The 18,983-nt window shown below is 31.2% G+C and carries 11 protein-coding genes and 5 pseudogenes; 8 read left to right on the top strand and 8 right to left on the bottom strand.

Annotated elements, in window-relative coordinates:
- Window positions 1-22 precede the first annotated feature (22 nt).
- Window positions 23-1,943, bottom strand: a pseudogene (locus ACZ1HD_RS02575) (ABC-F family ATP-binding cassette domain-containing protein).
- A gap of 46 nt (window positions 1,944-1,989) precedes the next feature.
- On the opposite strand from ACZ1HD_RS02575, the gene ACZ1HD_RS02570 reads away from it, so the two are divergent.
- Window positions 1,990-2,400 carry a DUF983 domain-containing protein gene (locus tag ACZ1HD_RS02570; RefSeq protein ID WP_472688571.1) on the top strand — a complete coding sequence of 137 codons (411 nt, stop codon included), beginning with the start codon at window positions 1,990-1,992 and terminating at the stop codon, window positions 2,398-2,400.
- A 2-nt stretch (window positions 2,401-2,402) separates the two neighbouring features.
- Here the strand turns inward: ACZ1HD_RS02570 and ACZ1HD_RS02565 are convergent, their stop codons facing one another.
- From ACZ1HD_RS02565 to topA, 7 genes and pseudogenes are all read right to left on the bottom strand, one after another.
- On the bottom strand, window positions 2,403-3,449 hold the full coding sequence (locus ACZ1HD_RS02565) for an NAD(P)/FAD-dependent oxidoreductase (RefSeq protein WP_375241084.1): 1,047 nt from the start codon (window positions 3,447-3,449) through the stop codon (window positions 2,403-2,405).
- A gap of 194 nt (window positions 3,450-3,643) precedes the next feature.
- Window positions 3,644-4,496 (bottom strand): annotated as a pseudogene (gene porN, locus ACZ1HD_RS02560) (type IX secretion system ring subunit PorN/GldN).
- Between the two features lie 14 nt (window positions 4,497-4,510).
- Window positions 4,511-6,043: a type IX secretion system motor protein PorM/GldM gene (porM, locus tag ACZ1HD_RS02555; protein WP_472688570.1), complete on the bottom strand. Its 1,533-nt coding sequence runs from the start codon at window positions 6,041-6,043 to the stop codon at window positions 4,511-4,513.
- Between the two features lie 40 nt (window positions 6,044-6,083).
- A complete protein-coding gene (porL, locus tag ACZ1HD_RS02550; RefSeq protein WP_077811061.1) occupies window positions 6,084-6,728 on the bottom strand; it encodes a type IX secretion system motor protein PorL/GldL in 645 nt (214 codons plus the stop codon).
- Window positions 6,729-6,760: 32 nt separating this feature from the next.
- Window positions 6,761-8,133: pseudogene (gene porK, locus ACZ1HD_RS02545) on the bottom strand (T9SS ring complex lipoprotein PorK/GldK).
- Window positions 8,134-8,238: 105 nt separating this feature from the next.
- A complete protein-coding gene (locus ACZ1HD_RS02540; RefSeq protein ID WP_472688569.1) occupies window positions 8,239-9,399 on the bottom strand; it encodes a formimidoylglutamase in 1,161 nt (386 codons plus the stop codon).
- Between the two features lie 38 nt (window positions 9,400-9,437).
- Window positions 9,438-11,957, bottom strand: a complete 2,520-nt coding sequence (gene topA, locus ACZ1HD_RS02535; protein ID WP_472688568.1) for a type I DNA topoisomerase — start codon at window positions 11,955-11,957, stop codon at window positions 9,438-9,440.
- Window positions 11,958-12,338: 381 nt separating this feature from the next.
- Between topA and miaB the strand changes: the two are divergent.
- The 7 genes and pseudogenes from miaB to groL all read left to right on the top strand — a co-directional run bounded on the left by miaB (window position 12,339) and on the right by groL (window position 18,918).
- Window positions 12,339-13,786, top strand: a pseudogene (gene miaB / locus ACZ1HD_RS02530) (tRNA (N6-isopentenyl adenosine(37)-C2)-methylthiotransferase MiaB).
- 82 nt (window positions 13,787-13,868) lie between these two features.
- Complete coding sequence (locus tag ACZ1HD_RS02525; protein WP_472688567.1) at window positions 13,869-15,092, top strand: sigma-54 interaction domain-containing protein; 1,224 nt, start codon at window positions 13,869-13,871, stop codon at window positions 15,090-15,092.
- 2 nt (window positions 15,093-15,094) lie between these two features.
- Window positions 15,095-15,601 (top strand): LptE family protein, encoded by a 507-nt coding sequence (locus ACZ1HD_RS02520; RefSeq protein ID WP_472688566.1) that lies wholly within the window; start codon window positions 15,095-15,097, stop codon window positions 15,599-15,601.
- Window positions 15,602-15,616: 15 nt separating this feature from the next.
- The gene (locus ACZ1HD_RS02515) at window positions 15,617-16,384 is read left to right on the top strand and encodes a hypothetical protein (protein ID WP_472688565.1); all 768 of its coding nucleotides are present in this window, start codon (window positions 15,617-15,619) and stop codon (window positions 16,382-16,384) included.
- Window positions 16,381-16,710 carry a preprotein translocase subunit SecG gene (secG, locus tag ACZ1HD_RS02510; protein WP_472688564.1) on the top strand — a complete coding sequence of 110 codons (330 nt, stop codon included), beginning with the start codon at window positions 16,381-16,383 and terminating at the stop codon, window positions 16,708-16,710. The genes ACZ1HD_RS02515 and secG overlap by 4 nt, the downstream gene beginning before the upstream one ends.
- 175 nt (window positions 16,711-16,885) lie before the next feature.
- Window positions 16,886-17,162: pseudogene (locus tag ACZ1HD_RS02505) on the top strand (co-chaperone GroES).
- Window positions 17,163-17,280: 118 nt separating this feature from the next.
- Window positions 17,281-18,918: a chaperonin GroEL gene (gene groL, locus ACZ1HD_RS02500; protein WP_472688563.1), complete on the top strand. Its 1,638-nt coding sequence runs from the start codon at window positions 17,281-17,283 to the stop codon at window positions 18,916-18,918.
- The last annotated feature ends 65 nt before the right edge of the window (window positions 18,919-18,983 follow it).

Below are 18,983 nucleotides of genomic sequence, written 5' to 3'. Positions count from 1 at the left end.
CAGGAATAAAATTTAGATAGAATTATGAGAAGTTAGAAACTTGCGCTTCTATTTTTTCCCATTCTTCCATTGCAGCATCTAATTTTGCTTTTTTAGCTTTGTATTTTTCAAAGAAATTTGGTCTAGATGAAACTTCATCGTAATTATTAGCCAATTCTAAGTCTATTTTTTCTATTTCTTTTTCTAAATCTGCAATTTCGGTTTCTACTTTAGAGAGTTTATTATTTAGTTTTTTCAGCTCTTTTTCTTGTTCTCTAGATAATAAATGTGCTTCTTTTTTAGAAGTATCTTTAGCTACTTTTACAACCGTTCTTTTTTCTGCTTCTCTTAAATTTTCTAATTTGTGTTGATCTAAGAAATAATCGATATCACCTAAATATTCTTTAATTTCTTTGTCTTTAAAACCATAAACTGTGGTAGTTAAACCTTGTAAGAATTCTCTATCGTGAGAAACTACAATTAATGTACCATTAAAGTTATTTAAAGCTTCTTTTAAAACTGTTTTAGAGGCAATATCTAAGTGGTTTGTTGGCTCATCCATTATTAAAACATTAAATGGTTGCAATAATAATTTACATAATGCCAATCGATTTCTTTCTCCTCCGGAAAGTACTTTTGCTTTTTTATCTACAGCATCTCCACCAAATAAGAAAGCCCCCAACATATCTCTAACACGCATTCTGTTAGTATCTGTTGCTGCATCTTCCATGATTTCTAGAACTGTTTTTTCTGGTGGTAAATGTTCTGATTGGTTTTGAGCGAAATAACCAACTTCTACATTATGACCTAATTTTAAATGACCTTCAAACGGAATTTCTCCAACCATCATTTTTGCCAGTGTAGATTTTCCTTGTCCGTTTTGACCAACAAAAGCAATTTTACTATTTCTTTCTATTAATAAGTCTACACCTTCTAACACGTGTTTATCGCCATAGCTTTTACACAAATTTTCTGCTTCAACAATAATTTTACCAGGTTCTCTAGAAATGTTAAATCGAACATTCATTGCCTGATTATCGTCTTGATCTACTTCAATCAACTCAACTTTATCTAGTTGTTTCATTAAAGATTGCGCCATAGAAGCTTTACTAGCTTTGGCTTTAAACTTGTTTATTAAGTGTTGCTTTTGCTTTATTTCTTTCTCTTGATTCTTTTGAGCTTGTAATTGCTTTTCTTTAATTTCTCCTCTTAAAAGCAAAAATTCTGAATAAGGTTTTTTGTAATCGTAAATTTGCCCTAAAGAAATTTCTATAGTTCTATTTGTTACGTTATCTAAAAACATTTTATCGTGAGAAACCAATACAATTGCACCAGCGTATCCTTTTAAGAAATTTTCTAGCCAAATAATAGATTCGATGTCTAAGTGGTTTGTTGGCTCATCTAAAAGCAAAATATCATTATTTTGTAATAATAATTTTGCCAATTCAATTCGCATTCTCCATCCTCCGGAAAAAGTATCGGTTAGTTTGTCAAAGTCTTCTCTTTTAAAACCTAAACCTTGTAAAATTTTTTCCGTGTCTCCTTGATAGTTGTAACCTCCTAAAAGTTCGTAACGTTCTGTTTTTTCTGTTAAATCAATAATTAATTGGCTATAAGATTCACTTTCGTAGTCTGTTCTTGTAGCTAATTGTTCGTTTATTTGATCTAATTGTAGTTCTATTTCTTTAATTTCTTCGAATGCTTGATATGCTTCTTCTAAGATAGTTCTTCCTTCAACAAAATCTATATCTTGTCTTAAAAAACCAATTTGCACATCTTTATCAAACGCCATTGTACCTCCACTACTTTCAATATCCTTAGAAAGAACTTTTAAAAGTGTAGATTTTCCTGCTCCATTTTTACCTATTAAACCAATTCTGTCTCCTTTATTTAATTTGAAAGTAATACCGAGAAAACAAATCAGTTCCCATAAATGAAACTGTTAAATTATGAACGTTTAGCATGAAATGTAATAATTGTTACTAAATTAAAGATGTAAAAAATTTACCTTTGCAAAAGTATATAAATTTTAAGGTTAAGATGTTTAAAAAAGGAACAAAAATATATAGTATTGCTAAAGGAAAGTGCCCTAAGTGCCACGAAGGTGATTTTTTTAAATATAAATTCACTTTTAATCCTTCTAAAATTACACAATTGCACGATAACTGCCCAAACTGTAATTTAAAATATATGATGGAACCTTCATTTTTTTATGGAGCAATGTATGTTAATTATGGTATTACAGTTGCGCTTTCTGTAGCTACCTTTTTAATTTCATCTTTAATATTTAACTTAGGCTTATTGCAATCTTTTGCTGCTATCATTATCACTTTAATTTTATTGGCACCAGTAAATTTAAGATTGTCTAGAATTTTATGGATTAATATGTTTGTTTCTTACGATCCTAAAACTAAAAAGTAGTTTTATACATTCTGAAATCTTTTTATATCTGCTGCTTCATCTAAAGCAATATTATTTTCTATAAAATCATACAAATTAGAAGCTAGTTTGGGTGCTATCATTACACCTCTTGTGCCTAAGCCATTTAAAATTGCCAAGTTTTTATGCGTTGGATGCACTCCTACAAAAGGTCTTCTATCTGCAGTGGCTGGTCGAATACCAGCAGTTTGATCTAATATTGTATACGGTACGTCTATAACTTTTTTAAGTTTTAACACCAATTCTTCTCTACCGGATGCTGATGCCACTGATGTTTTATCTTTATGATTAAAAGTTGCACCAACCTTGTATTTATTTTCACCTAAAGGGATTAAAAATAACGCTGATTTTAATAAAAAATCGATATTTAATTCCGGAGCATGAATTGTAATTAACTCTCCTTTTACTTCATCTAAAGGTAAATAATTAAAGAAAGGATTTTCTTTTAAACCAAAGCCCTCGCAAAAAACAATTTTAGAAGATGTAATTGATTTATAACTGATTTTATTTTCTGATATTTCTAAAAGAGCGTGATCGAATTTTTCAAATTGAATTGCATTATTGTCTTCTAAATAGTTACGATATGCATTTACAAGTTTTAACGTATCAATTCTTCCGGTTTCATTTACAATTCCGAAACCAAAATCACCAATTACGCCATCTACCTTTTTATGTTCTAAATCTGAATTTAAAAATTCTTTTAATCTTGTTTTATCTGATGCAGAAAACCAATTATTTTGTTCTTCGACAGACTTAAATGCTCTTTTGATTTCTATTTTCTGATCAAATTTTTCTTGTAATTTCTCTTCTAAACGCTTATAAAATGGCATTGCAATTGCTAATTGTTCTGCAGCTTGCCAAACAGGTGTAAATCTTCTTAAAATTACAGGATTATAAACTCCGCCAGCAACTAAAGATGATGTTTGCGACGCATCTTCAAAAACAATAAATGTTTTGTTGACTTTTAATAACTCTTCTGCAAAAGCTAAACCTGCTAAACCTAAACCAACTATAATATAATCTACTTTCATAATAATTAATAGTACATAAATAAGCTTTAATAAGCTAGTATTTCTAATTGTTTGCAAACAAGTTTAGCCCTGATTGAAACATTTGTTTGAGCTCTTTTTGAAGAATGAAAAAAGCGAGTGTTGAAAGCAGGAAATAGCTTCAAATAAAAAAACGCTTGCTTACGCAAACGTTTTGTATGAATTTAAATTGCGAATTAATAATTCCACATATCTATTTCTCTGTTTCTAATGTCTTCTTTAATCTTGTTTGCTTCTAGCAACTGAAATAAAGAATTACCTCTAACATAGTCTTCTATGGCTCTATTACCGTAAATATTTTCTTCTCTAATAATAGTAGAGCTAAACCTTCTTGCATTTAACAAATGATCGAAAGATATTGGTTGTGATGCATTTTTTGGATTAAAAACTTTAGCATCGTGTAATACTTCTCTTGCCGAAGGAAAGAAAATCCGAATAATTCGTACAACTCATCGTCTTCAATTTCTTGAACGCCTAGTGTTTGAACATCTTTACCCATTGGCGCTAAAGCTAACATTCTGTATTTTAACTCGCCTTGACGCTTATCAAAATACCACATACCTTTAATCATATAACCTGCAACATCTTCTGTTTGGATTCTAAAAGTATCTGTATAACCATTCTCTTCACGAACGTTAATTAAACGTTGGTCTATTTCTTGTTGTGTAATTTTTGAAGTAAAAAAGAATCGTCGTATGCTTCTTTAATTTTACCTTGCTTTATACCTTTTATGATTGTGTGAAACAAAGATCTTCTATCAGAAGAAATATTAGTTGTATCTATAGGAAAGTAATATGGTAGGTTTATCTTTTGATTTAAATCGATAAATTCCCACACAACTTTAGACCATAAAACGTCTCTGTCGTCTACGTAACCATAAGGAATTGGACCATCATTATCTGCTGCCAATTGCTGATCGCTTTTTACACCAATTTGGTCTACAGATTTTGCGTTTAGTAAATTTGCTTGCGCATTTACAAAACCTGTTGTTAGGATAGCGAATACTATTATTACACAATTTTTAATCATAACTATGTTTATTTCTAGTTTGTTAACTCTATATTAACTGGTAATACTTTTTTTAGTTTATAAGAGTTATTTTTTATTACTGCTTGAATACCGAAAATATTTATTATATCTCCTCTTCTTGCTTTAGAAAGTGCTTTTTTGGCTGCTGCATTTAATTTAGAACCATTTACAATTATTGCTAATTGACCTGGCACTTTTACTTTAAAGCTTGTTACTCTTAAATCTAAGTCGAATAAGAAATCTGGCAAACCTGCACCTATTGGCGTATTTGCTAAACCGGATTTAGGCATTCTTACTGTACCAAATTGTCCTCTTACAGTTCCCATTGCTGCTGGTATATCTTTAATTCTGAACACAGTTTTTGTGTTTACATTTTTACCATCTGCTAATTTTGCAGAAACATTAATACTAACTGTATTTCCTGCTTTTGGTCTCATCATGTATTTACCAGAACCAGTTTTTTGCAATCCTGGTGCACTTGCTCTAACATCTTTATCTGGCACACCTGGTAAAGAAATAGATATAGGATTTGATAAACCTCTATATACTACATTCATTTTATCTGCAGATACAACAGGCGCGTTTGGTTTAGATATTACAGAATAAGAACTTTTAAAAGGAACCGGAACTTCTTCTCCGTTTTCCATAAAGTAAATTGTTCCTTTAATATCTTTTTCTCCAACACTACCAGCTCTTAAATCTAAAACTACGCTACCATCTTTAAAGTTATCGTATTTTTTACCATTTAATTCTACTCTACTAGGTTTTAAACTTGGGTCATATCTTCCTAAAACAACACTACCTGTAACTTTATCACCAGGATAAAAAGCATTCTTATCAAGTTGTACAACACCATTATAATTAGACATAGAAACTTCACTTTCTAATTGTCCGCCTAATAAATCTGAAATTATATCGCTTTCAGTATTTTTTACGTCAGCTTGTATTTGTGTAAAGTTTGTTAATGAAGCTACCATTGGAAAACCTTCATACCTTGCTCTTAAAAATGGAATTTCTTTCCCTGTTTCTTGATCTACTACATCGTCTGTAGAAAACCTGTTATTTAAGACAGGTGCAAATTTACTATCAGATCCTAATGCATTTAAAACATTATTTCTGTAACCATCCATTTTATCTAAAAACTCTTGCCCTTCTGCTGTATAATTGTCTCCTTTAAAGAAATAAGCATCTAACCAATCTGTTTTGTCCATCTCTTCATAATTGTCTTTATCTTCTATATCTGCAGTCATTTTAGACTTTAAACCTGCTAAATATTGATAAAACTCAGAAGAGTATTCTTTTACTTTGTCTGCTTTCTGCTTTAATGGTCCAAATTTTTCTGGTTGTTCAGAAGCCTTTGTTGCCAAATTTGTATAAGCTAAAGCATTTTTTTCTGCTGTAGAAAGGTTGTTTTCTACTAATTTTTCGTTCATAAATCCAAAAGCAGATAAAACTTCTTTACTCATATTCATTGCTAACATTGCAATAAATACAAGATACATTAAGTTAATCATCTTCTGTCTTGCGGACATTTTTCCTCCTGCCATTCTAATTAGTTTTTAAGTTAATATACATTAGTGAAACTAATTATTTGTTTGACATTGCAGATAGCATGTTACCATATACTCCGTTTAAAGAAGACAAGTTGCTTGCTAAAGCTTTCATTTGCTCGTGTAATCTTTCTGTATTTTCTACAACAGAAGTATTTAATTCTGCTTGTTTGCTTGTATTTTCTACTTGAACTTTGTATAAATTATTTAAAGACTCCATTTGTAATGCAGCTTTAGACATTTCTTCGTTGTATTTATTAGTTGAAGCAACAGAACCGGATGCTGCAGATAATCCTTCTGCTGCATTTTGAAAGTTTTTCATACTAGAACCTAAACTTGCCATTAAGTTAGAATCTATTTTTGCTTCTTGTAATAAACTATCTAATTTTTGAGAAAGCATTCCTTCTGCTCCTAATTTTTTAGTTTCTTTTTTAGAAGAAATTCCTCCTTCTGCTAATTCTGGATATACCTTAGACCAATCTAAATCTTCTTCTGGTGCATCAAAAGCAGAAATTAAGAATACTATCGCTTCTGCAATTAAACCAATTGTTAACATTAAACCACCTGTAATTGGCCCGATGTTTATATGTTGAATCTTGAATAAAGCTCCAATAATTACTACTGCTGCTCCAATTCCGTAAACGAAATTCATTCCTTTTTTGTACGCTCTTGACTGTGCCATTTTTCTTTAAATTAATTTAGGGGTTTTTATTATTATTTATTTCCTGTTCCGATATAGTTTTGAACGGTTCTAAAACCAATGTAGCTTCTTGCAGTATCTGCATATTCATAATCTCTAGAACTTACTTCTAAAAAGTATGCTACATCTTTCCATGAACCACCTCTTACAATTTTTCTTTTATTTTTTCTATCCTCAACATTAGGGTTCATTGTAGAAGCCATGTAGTAAGAAGATAAGTTATATGCTGTATTTGTCCATTCAGAAACATTACCAGCCATATTGTACAAACCGTAATCATTTGCATTAAAAGACTTAGCTTCCATAGTATATAAAGCACCGTCTACCGCATAATTACCTCTTACAGGCTTAAAGTTTGCTAAAAAGCAACCTCTATCACTAGTTGTTCCTCCTGTTCCCCATGGATATGTAGCAAATTCTAAACCTCCACGTGCAGCATATTCCCATTCTGCTTCTGTAGGCAATCTAAAATCTGGTACTTGAGTAGCGTTTTTTCTTCCTTTTAAATAATCATTTTTCTTTTTAGTTCTCCAATTACAAAAGCATTTGCTTGCTCCCAAGTTATACCAACTACAGGATAATCTCCATAAGATTGGTGATAAAAATAATCTTGGTGCATAGGATCATTGTAAGAATAATTAAAATCTTTTACCCAAGCAGTTGTATCTCGGGTAAATATTTAAAACTTCAGTTTGAACAAAATCTTTTCTATTCCCTCCTTTTCTTGCAGCATTATCTCTATCAAACCAAGAATATCTATACTTTAAGAATTTAGGATTAAAAGTTCTAATACCATCTACAGCTTCTTCTCTACTAATATAAAGAGAATCCATTACCTCTACATAATCGATATCTGGATATTCTTCTTTTTTCCAAACTAATTCAGTTTCCCAATTTAATGGTTTTATAGAATCGATACCATCGCCTAAGCTCCAGTAGTTTTCATACATATATCTTTGGTAAGGTGTTGCATCTGTAGTATCTACTGTAGCAAAAGCATACTCATGTATTCCACCGAAGGTAAAGCTCCGTCAGGATTTGGAGTAGCACTTAAAGCGGCAAACTCTGCTTGATATCCCAATCTTGTTCTTACGATAGAATCTCTAACCCAATGAACAAATTCTTTATATTCATTGTTAGTAACTTCAGTTTCATCCATATAATAAGGCCTAACAGTAACTGTTTTTGTTGGTGCATTCATAGTACCAATAATATCTTGATCTTGCTTACCCATTGTAAATGAACCACCAGGAATTAAAGCCATACCGTATGGTTTTTCTGAAAACCATTTCTTCTTAACTTTAACACCCACCAACTCTCCTCTATCATTAGAGCCACAACTGTAAATTACTGCTAATAAAAGTGCAAATATTGCTGCTTTCTTCATATTCTGTTTATATCTTAACTAAAAGTTCGTAAACCTATTATTTTTTTTGTTAAAAAACAATATTGAAATTGCATTTAACGTATTCATTTTTTATAATTCTGTAAACTATACCATCTTTTTCATTGCTTTATACCATTTTTCTGGTATAATTTGCTTGGTTGCTTCTGTATAATCTTGGTATGTACATGGTATTAACGCATGTCTTTTGTATTTATTATTTGACAAAATATTTATTTCTACCCACCATCTACCAGATTTATTACTCTTGTAAAAAGTTAAAGGTTCATCATCATCAAATAAAACTGTAAATTTCTGATAATTCTCTTTTCCTGAAAATGGATAATCTTTAACTCTGTAGTTAACTCCTTCTATAAAATACCAAATAATTTGTGCGATTAAATGTGCTGTTTGATTGTTATTATCTAGCTTAGAATTGTATTCGTAAATACCAAAAGACGAAACTTTATCACTAATACCTGCATATCTAGAAATTGCACAAAGTTCTTCACCGTAAAATCCGTTTGGAGAAGCATTATTGTTAGCTGGTGCTTCACTTTGTCGAATAGCACCAATATCTATAGAAACAATATCTGCATTTCTAAATGCTGGTTCTATATTTTCTAATTCTTTAGATTTTCCTAATCGATATGCATCAAAAAATAAATTATCTAACAATGCTATTTCTTCTTGCGAGTTAAAATAGGTTTGGTACCCAACGTTGCAGTAATTAAATAAATTATTAGGCTCTTGCATAATAATTTTACTTAAGTAAGATTGAGAATTTAATTCGCCTTCTAAATTACCTAGATCGAACCTACTATCTACAGCCGTAATATTTACAGATTGCTCTAGCTCGTCATAAGCTCTGTAATTTACGTAAGTAATGTCTTGACCACCACCAATAATAACAGGAATAATGTTTTCTTTGATTAAAGAAGTTATAATTTCTTTAACGGCAAAATAAGTATCAGAAACCTTATTACCTTTTTCTACATTTCCTAAATCTGCAATATTTGTGTGCCAATTTCCTGGAAATAATTGATAAAACTTTTCTCTGATTTTAAACAAATCTTCACCACAACCAAAGTTGTTATGTGAATTTCGATCTTCTTTTACTCCGAAAATAGCGATTTGAACATTTTCTAAATCAGGAAAGCCTTCTTCTTTAGAATGAATTTGAATATGTTGCCCCAAACACGACTGAGATTGCTGCAATAAACTTGCAACAACCGAATCTTTTATAGGGGTTAAAAAGTCTTGGCTCATCAATTTTTTGTAAATAAAGTATGCAAGATACTAACTAATTATTTCTTCTTTGTCGTTTTTTTAGCTGTAGTTTTCTTTTTAGCCGCTGGTTTTTTCTTTGCTGCCTTTTTCTTAGGTGCTTTAGCTTCTATCATTTTGATAGCTTCTGCTTTGGTTAGTTTTTCTATAGCTGTAGTTTTAGGTAATTCAATTTTAATTTTACCTTTTATTACATTAAAACGACCCCATCTTGCTTTTTCAACTCGAATACCTTCGTCTTCCCAATTATGAATAACTTTATCTATTTCTTTTTGCTTTTTCACCTCGATTAACTCAACAATATCATCATCAGATAAATTATCGAAATCGTATTTTTTATTTACGTTGATAAACATTGAGTTCCATTTAATAAATGGCCCAAAACGCCCAACACCTTTTTGTACTGGTAAATCTTCGTAATGATAAATTGGCGCATCTGCCTTTTGCTTAGCAACAATTAATTCTTCTGCTCTTGGCAAATCTACTTCCATCGGATTCTCTCCTTTATCAAGAGAAACAAACATTTTTCCGAAACGGATGTATGGCCCAAAACGACCATTAGAAACAATAACTTCTTTGCCTTCGTATGTACCTAAAGTTTTTGGCAACAAAAATAATTCTAAAGCTTCTTCTAAAGTAATTGTACCTAATTGCTGATCTTTGTTAAGACTCGCAAATTGTTTTTCTTCGTCTTCTGGCGCACCAATTTGCGCTATAGGACCAAATTTACCCAAACGCACTAAAACTGTTTTGCCGGACTCTGGATGTTTACCTAAAATACGTTCTCCGGATTCTCTTTCTGCGTTTTCCTTAACATCTTCAACATTATCATGAAATTTGATGTAGAAACTTTTAATCATTTCTATCCAATCTTCATCTCCTTCAGAAATATCATCAAAAGAATTTTCTACTCGAGCTGTAAATCCGAAGTCTAAAATATTAGAAAAATTAGCTACCAAAAAGTCGTTTACAATATTACCAATATCTGTTGGCACTAATTTATTTTTATTAGAACCTGTTTTTTCTGATAACGTTTCGCTTTTTACGGCACCATTAGCTAAAATTAATTGCTGATATTCTCTTTCTACACCTTCGTTTTGTCCTTTCTCTATATAACCTCTTCTTTGAACCGTAGAAATTGTTGGTGCATACGTAGATGGTCTACCAATACCTAATTCTTCTAATTGTTTTACCAGAGAAGCTTCTGTAAATCTGTATGGCGGACTCGTAAAACGCTGTGTTGCGTTTATAAATGTATATTCTAAAGCATCGTTTACTTTTAAATTTGGCAACATACCAGCTTGTTCTTCACCATCTTCATCATCATTACCTTCTAAATAAACCTTTAAGAAACCTTCAAACTTAATCATCTCTCCGTTTGCAGTAAAGATTTTATCGTTTTCAGAATTTTCTATTTTAACGTTTGTACGTTCTAATTGTGCATCGCTCATTTGAGACGCCAATGTTCTTTTCCAGATTAAATCATACAATCTATTTTGATCGTATTCTGTATCTATAGAATGCATTTTCATGTTTGTTGGTCTAATCGCTTCGTGAGCTTCTTGGGCTCCTTTTGCTTTCGATTTAAAAACACGTTGCTTACTATATTCTTTTCCGTAATAATTGCTTATTTCTTCTTCGGCAGCATTTCTTGCGTCTACAGATAAGTTAACACTATCTGTTCTCATATAAGTAATTAAACCGGCTTCATACAAACGCTGTGCTACTTGCATTGTTTTACCTACCGGAAACCCTAATTTTCTTGATGCTTCTTGTTGTAATGTAGAAGTTGTAAACGGTGCTGCTGGAGATTTTTTTGCCGGTTTTTTAGTTAAATCTGCAATTTTAAAATCTGCATTTGCACAAGAATTTAAAAAACTTTCTGCCGCTTTTTTAGAGTCGAAGTTTTTTGGTATTGTTGCTTTAAAAGATTTTCCTTCTAAATTAGAAAACTGTGCTACTACTTTATAATGTGTAGCTGGTTTAAAATCTAAAATACTACGTTCTCTTTCTACAATTAACCTTACAGCAACAGATTGAACCCTACCTGCGGATAATCCTCCTTTTACTTTACGCCATAAAACTGGCGATAATTCGTAACCAACAAGCCTATCTAAAACTCTACGCGCTTGTTGTGCGTTCACCATATTATAGTCTATATCTCTAGGATTATCAACCGCTTTTAAAATGGCATTTTTAGTAATTTCATGAAAAACGATACGTTTTGTGTTATCGTCTTTTAAATCTAGCTGCTCTTTTAAGTGCCACGCAATAGCTTCTCCTTCTCGATCCTCATCACTTGCTAACCAAACAGTGTCTGCTTTTTTCGCTAAAGTTCTTAACTTTTTTACAACTGGTTTTTTATCGTCTGATACTATATATTTAGGACTAAAGTCTCCATCTACATCAATTCCTAATTCTTTAGAAGGTAAGTCTGCAATGTGCCCATAGCTAGACTCTACTTGAAAATCTTTTCCTAAAAATTTTTCTATCGTCTTCGCTTTAGCTGGTGACTCTACAATTACTAAATTCTTTGCCATTTATCTTTCTGTTTTCGTAATTAATGCAATCGAAATCGCACTTTATCCAACTGCAAAAGTATGTAGTTTTTTTATTAATTCTTTTTTTAGTTTCTTTTTACATCATTTTTAATACAAAAAGACCTTTAAAATCAACTTAAATTTACATTAATTACACTTTTATATTCTGTTTTATAAATTTTATTTTTTTGATTTATTTTGAAGTATATCAAAGTAAATCTTAAAAACAGGATTCAAAAGATTGAATAAAAATTAGAAAAAATGAATGTTCTTTATATTTCTGTTAATTTATAATTGATAATTATTTGTTTTCTGCCAATTTGTCATTCAATTTGAATTTTGGTTGTATATTTGCATCTCATTTTTTGAATTATGGAGCAAATCGAAAAAGTAATAGACGAAAGAATACAAGGTAAAGCACTTGTTACAGAAAATAAAGAACAAAACACTAAAAAATTATTTATTGAAAGCTACGGTTGTCAAATGAATATGAATGATAGTGAAATTGTTGCTGCTATTTTAGACAAGCAAGGTTATAATACAACCCAAATATTAGAAGAAGCAGACTTGGTTTTGGTGAACACATGTTCTATCCGAGAAAAAGCAGAAACTACTGTTCGTAAACGTTTACAAAAATACAATAGAGTAAAAAGAGAATCTAATAAAAATATGAAAGTAGGCGTTTTAGGCTGTATGGCAGAACGTCTAAAAGAAAAATTTTTAGAAGAAGAAAAAATTGTAGACTTAGTTGTAGGCCCGGATGCTTATAAAGATTTACCTAACTTATTAGAAGAAGTTAATGAAGGTAGAGATGCCGTAAATGTAATTTTATCTAAAGAAGAAACTTACGGAGATATTGCACCTGTTCGTTTAAATTCTAACGGTGTATCTGCATTTGTTTCTATCACCGGAGGTTGCGATAATATGTGTACTTTTTGCGTAGTTCCTTTTACACGTGGTAGAGAAAGAAGTAGAGATCCTAAAAGTATTTTAGAAGAAATTGGTCAAATGGTAGATCAAAATTATAAAGAAATTACTTTGCTTGGTCAAAACGTAGATAGTTATTTATGGTATGGCGGTGGTTTAAAGAAAGATTTTAAAAAAGCTTCTGAAATGGCACAAGCCACTGCAGTTGGTTTTGCAGAGTTGTTAGATATTTGTGCTACTAAATTTCCAAAAACTCGTTTTCGTTTTTCTACATCGAATCCGCAAGACATGCATTTAGACGTTATTCATGTAATGGCTAAACATAAAAATATTTGTAAATATTTACACTTACCTGTTCAAAGCGGAAGTAACGCCATGCTAAAAGCAATGAACAGACAACATACTAGAGAAGAATATATGGAACTGGTTGACAATATTTTTAAAATTGTACCGGAAATGTCTTTATCTCAAGATATGATTGTTGGTTTCTGCGGAGAAACAGAGCAAGATCATCAAGATACTTTAGACTTAATGAGATATGTAAAATACGATTTTGGCTTTATGTTTTCTTATTCTGAAAGACCAGGTACTTTAGCCGGTAACAAAATGGAAGATGATGTACCGCAAGAAGTTAAAAAAGAAGATTACAAGAGGTTATAGATTTACAACAAGAACATGCCTTATACAGAACTCAACAACATTTAGGTAAAGTAGAAGAGTTTTTAATTGAAGGTACATCTAAGAAAAACCCTAACGAATGGAAAGGTAGAAATACCCAAAACACCGTTGCTGTTTTTGATAAAGGAAACTATAAATTAGGAGACTTTGTAATGGTTAAAATAGAAGATTGTACTTCTGCAACCTTAAAAGGAACTGTTATTGGGTATTCTGATAATAATTAATTTTTAGAAAAGAAATCTAGAGATAGGTTTTAAGAAAAAACTTATCTCTTTATTCTTTTTTCTCTATTCTAAGAAAAAGAAAATGGAAAACTTACAAGCAATCAAACAACGTTTTGGCATAATTGGTAACGATTTGCAACTTAATAGAGCTTTAGAAAAAGCCGTAAGAGTTGCACCTACAGATATTTCTGTATTAGTTACCGGAGAAAGTGGTGTTGGTAAAGAAAGTATTCCTAAAATAATACATTCTTTATCTCATAGAAAACATGCAAAATACATTGCTGTAAACTGTGGTGCAATACCGGAAGGAACTATTGATAGCGAACTTTTTGGTCACGAAAAAGGATCTTTTACAGGTGCTACACAAGACAGAAAAGGATACTTTGAAGTAGCTGACGGTGGTACCATATTTTTAGATGAAGTTGGTGAGTTACCTTTAACAACCCAAGTAAGATTATTACGTGTTTTAGAAAACGGAGAGTTTATAAAAGTTGGTTCTTCTAAAACTTTAAAAACGAACGTTAGAATTGTAGCTGCAACTAACGTAAATATGCAAGCAGCTATAGAAAAAGAACGTTTTAGAGAAGATTTGTATTACAGATTAAGCACTGTAGAAATTCAATTACCTGCCTTAAGAGATCGTAATGAAGATATTCATTTATTATTTCGAAAATTTGCAGCAGATTTTGCTCAGAAATATAGAATGCCTTCTATTCGATTAGATGAAAATGCAGTAAATGTTTTATTAAACTATCGCTTTCCGGGTAACATTCGTCAGTTAAAAAACTTAGCAGAACAAATTTCTGTAATCGAAGAAAGTAGAACCATTACAGCTTCTAAGCTAAACCAATATTTACCAAATAACAACGGTAATTTGCCAGCAGTTGTTGGCGGTAAAAAAGAAAATGATTTTTCTACGGAAAGAGACATTATGTACAAGATTTTGTTTGACATGAGAAACGACATTAACGATTTAAAAAAGTTAACGTTAGATTTAATGAAAAACGGAGACATAGAACAAGTACAAGAAGAAAATCATCAATTATTAGAAAAAATTTATAGCGATAAAGAATTAAAAGAACACGATATCGAAGTTCTAAATATTCCGCAAAATAATTCTGAAGACAAAGAATACGATTTTATAGAAACTATAGAAGAAGATGAATCTTTATCATTACAAGACAAAGAAATTGAAATGATAAAAAAATCTTTAGAAAAGAACAATAATAAAAGAAAACTTGCTGCTAAGGAACTAGGTATTTCTGAAAGAACATTGTACAGAAAAATTAAACAATACAATTTATAATTATGAAAAAATTAATTTATACAGTACTTTTTACAATTAGTTCTTTTTTATTAATTGGTTGCGGAATTTACGGTTTTACAGGTGGTGATGTTGGTAATGCAAAAACAATTCAAGTAGATTTTTTTCCTAATCAAGCCCAATTAATAGAGCCAACTTTAAGTCAGCAATTCACAAACGAATTACAAGATTTATTCACAAGGCAAACAAATTTAACATTAACGCCAAATAACGGAGACTTGCATTTCAGCGGAGAAATTACAAGTTACAGAATTGCGCCTATGAGTGCAACATCTGCGCAAACTTCTGCCCAAAACAGGTTAACAATTACCGTAAACGTTAGATATATTAATAATATGGATGAGAAAAAAGATTTCGAAAAATCGTTTTCATTCTATTCTGATTATCCAGCAACATCTCAATTAACCGGCAGCGTGCAAGAAGCAGCTTTTGAAGAAATTATAGACAGAATTACGCAAGATATTTTCAATGCTTCTGTTGGTAAATGGTAAACTAAATTTTAAATATTGAAATCTTCTACATTCATACAAATCGCCAAAGGCAAAACAGATATTCAGCAGATAGAAACTGCCGAATTAAAATCTGTAATCGAAGAATTTCCTTATTTTCAAGCAGCAAGAGCTTTGTATTTAAAAGGCTTAAAAAACCAAGACAGTTTTAAGTATAATAATGAGTTAAAATTAACTGCAGCATATACAACAGACAGAACTGTTTTATTTAATTACATAACATCTTTTAAAAGTGAAATTTCTAAAGAAGAAACTATTCACGAACAAATTTCATCTAAACTAGAAAACAATCATCAAAAAGAAACTATTCTTTCTGTTAATGCTGATGAAGAAACGAATACAACAACGATTATTGATAAGGCAGAAGAAAATTTAGAAATAGGCAAACCATTGTCATTCTCTAACTCAGAAAGTCACTCTTTTCAACAATGGCTACAATTATCTACTAAAAAGGCGATTGTAAGAACAGAAGAAAAACCAATAAAAAAGACAATCAAAGCAGAAGATATTATTAATAAATTTATTAAAAATAATCCTAAAATAGAACCTTTAGAAAAAGGAAAAACGATTGCTGTACCAGTTACAAAAAACAAACAAGACGCTGCTTTAATGACAGAAACTTTAGCCAAAGTTTATCTAGAACAAAAGAAGTATGAAAACGCAATACAAGCTTATCGAATTTTAAGTTTGAAATATCCAGAAAAAAGTGGTTTCTTTGCAGACCAAATTAAAAGAATACAAATTTTACAAAAAAATAAATCATGAGTTATACAGCTTTTTTAATCCTTATTTTGATTGTAGCAGTAGCTTTAATCCTAATTGTTATGGTACAAAACCCTAAAGGTGGAGGATTATCTTCTTCTTTTGGTGGCGGTGGTGCACAATCTTTAGGTGGTGTGCAAAACACAAACAACTTTTTAGACAGAACAACTTGGACGTTGGCAATTGCTATGTTTGCTTTAATTTTATTAGCAAATTTTGCAATTCCTAGAGATGGCGATAATAATTTTCAATTAGACAATACTTTAGACGGTGTAGAAACTACAACGCCAACAGAACCAACTACAAGCACAAACGATAGTTTAAAATAACTATTATTTATAAAATTTAAAATGCCAACGTAAATGACACGTTGGCATTTTTTTGCACAAAAATCAACTTAATTATTTCTAATATTGAAAAAATGTCAGTTATAATCTAATGGCATAATTTCTGACTATTATGAAAGTGTAAAAAAATTAATTTAATCAATAAAACGTATTAAAAATGGGATTAAACATTAAACCTTTAGCAGACAGAGTTCTTGTAGAACCTGCACCTGCAGAAACAAAAACAGCTTCCGGATTAATCATTCCGAGACAATGCAAAAGAAAAGCCACAACAAGGTACAGTTGTAGCCATAGGTAATGGTAAAATAGACGAGCCATTAACTGTAAAAGTTGGTGATACTGTTTTATACAGTAAATATGGCGGAACAGACCTTAAACTAGAAGGTAAAGATTATTTAATGATGCGCGAATCTGATATTTTAGCGATCATATAAATAATGCTATTTGCTTTTAACTATTTACCTAAAGCAAAGAACAATAAAGTAAAAACAAATTATTTTAGCTAAAAGCCAAGAGCAAAAAGCAAAAAGCTAAAATCAAAAAATAAAAACAATGGCAAAAGATATAAAATTTGATATTGAAGCAAGAGATGGTTTAAAACGCGGTGTAGATGCATTGGCAAATGCCGTAAAAGTAACGTTAGGTCCTAAAGGAAGAAATGTAATTATTTCTAAATCTTTTGGTGCACCAACTGTAACTAAAGACGGTGTTTCTGTTGCAAAAGAAGTTGAATTAGAAAATGAGCTTGAAAACATGGGAGCTCAAATGGTAAAAGAAGTTGCATCTAAAACAAACGATTTAGCTGGTGATGGTACAACAACGGCTACTGTTTTAGCACAAGCAATTGTAAAAGAAGGCTTAAAAAATGTTGCTGCAGGCGCAAATCCTATGGATTTAAAACGCGGAATTGACAAAGCTGTAGAAGCAATTGTTACAGATTTAGAAAAGCAAACTCAAAAAGTCGGTAATTCATCAGAAAAAATACAACAAGTAGCTTCTATTTCTGCAAATAACGATGCAGTTATAGGAGATTTAATTGCTACTGCTTTTGGTAAAGTTGGTAAAGAAGGTGTAATTACTGTAGAAGAAGCTAAAGGAACAGATACTTATGTAGATGTTGTAGAAGGTATGCAGTTTGATAGAGGTTATTTATCGCCATACTTTGTTACAGATGCCGATAAAATGATTGCAGATTTAGAAAATCCTTATGTATTATTATTCGATAAGAAGATTTCTAACTTACAAGAAATTTTACCAATCTTAGAACCAGTTTCTCAATCTGGTAGACCTTTATTAATTATTGCTGAAGATGTAGATGGACAAGCATTGGCAACTTTAGTAGTAAACAAATTAAGAGGTGGATTAAAAATTGCAGCTGTTAAAGCACCTGGTTTTGGAGACAGAAGAAAAGCAATGTTAGAAGACATCGCTATTTTAACTGGCGGAACTGTAATCTCTGAAGAAAGAGGATTCTCTTTAGAAAACGCAACTTTAGATTTATTAGGTACAGCAGAAAGCATTACTATTGATAAAGATAATACTACAATTGTAAATGGTTCTCGTGATGCAGATACTATTAAAACAAGAGTTAGTCAAATAAAAGCTCAGATAGAAACTACAACATCAGACTACGACAAAGAAAAATTACAAGAACGTTTAGCTAAATTAGCTGGTGGTGTTGCTGTATTATATGTTGGTGCTGCCTCTGAAGTAGAAATGAAAGAGAAGAAAGACAGAGTTGATGATGCTTTACATGCAACAAGAGCTGCTGTAGAAGAAGGTATTGTTGCTGGTGGTGGTGTTGCCTTAGTTCGTGCTAAAAAAGTATTAGAAAAATTAGCTACAGAAAACTTAGATGAAACAACAGGTGTACAAATTGTTAACAAAGCAATTGAGGCTCCTTTAAGAACTATTGTAGAAAACGCTGGTGGCGAAGGTTCTGTTGTAATAAACAAAGTTTTAGAAGGTAAAAAAGACTTTGGTTATGATGCAAAATCAGATCAATATGTAAATATGTTAGATGCTGGTATTATCGATCCTAAAAAAGTAACTCGTGTTGCTTTAGAAAACGCAGCTTCTGTTGCTGGAATGATTTTAACTACAGAATGTGCTTTAATTGATATTAAAGAAGATGCACCTGCAGGTGGCGGAATGCCTCCAATGGGTGGTGGAATGCCAGGAATGATGTAGTAACATACTTCTACAAATAAATTCCTCTTTTATCATTTTGATTTTAAAGAGAAATATTAAATAAA

This window comes from Polaribacter sp. HA6-7 (assembly GCF_055693625.1).
This window is presented reverse-complemented; position numbering and strand designations above follow the sequence as displayed.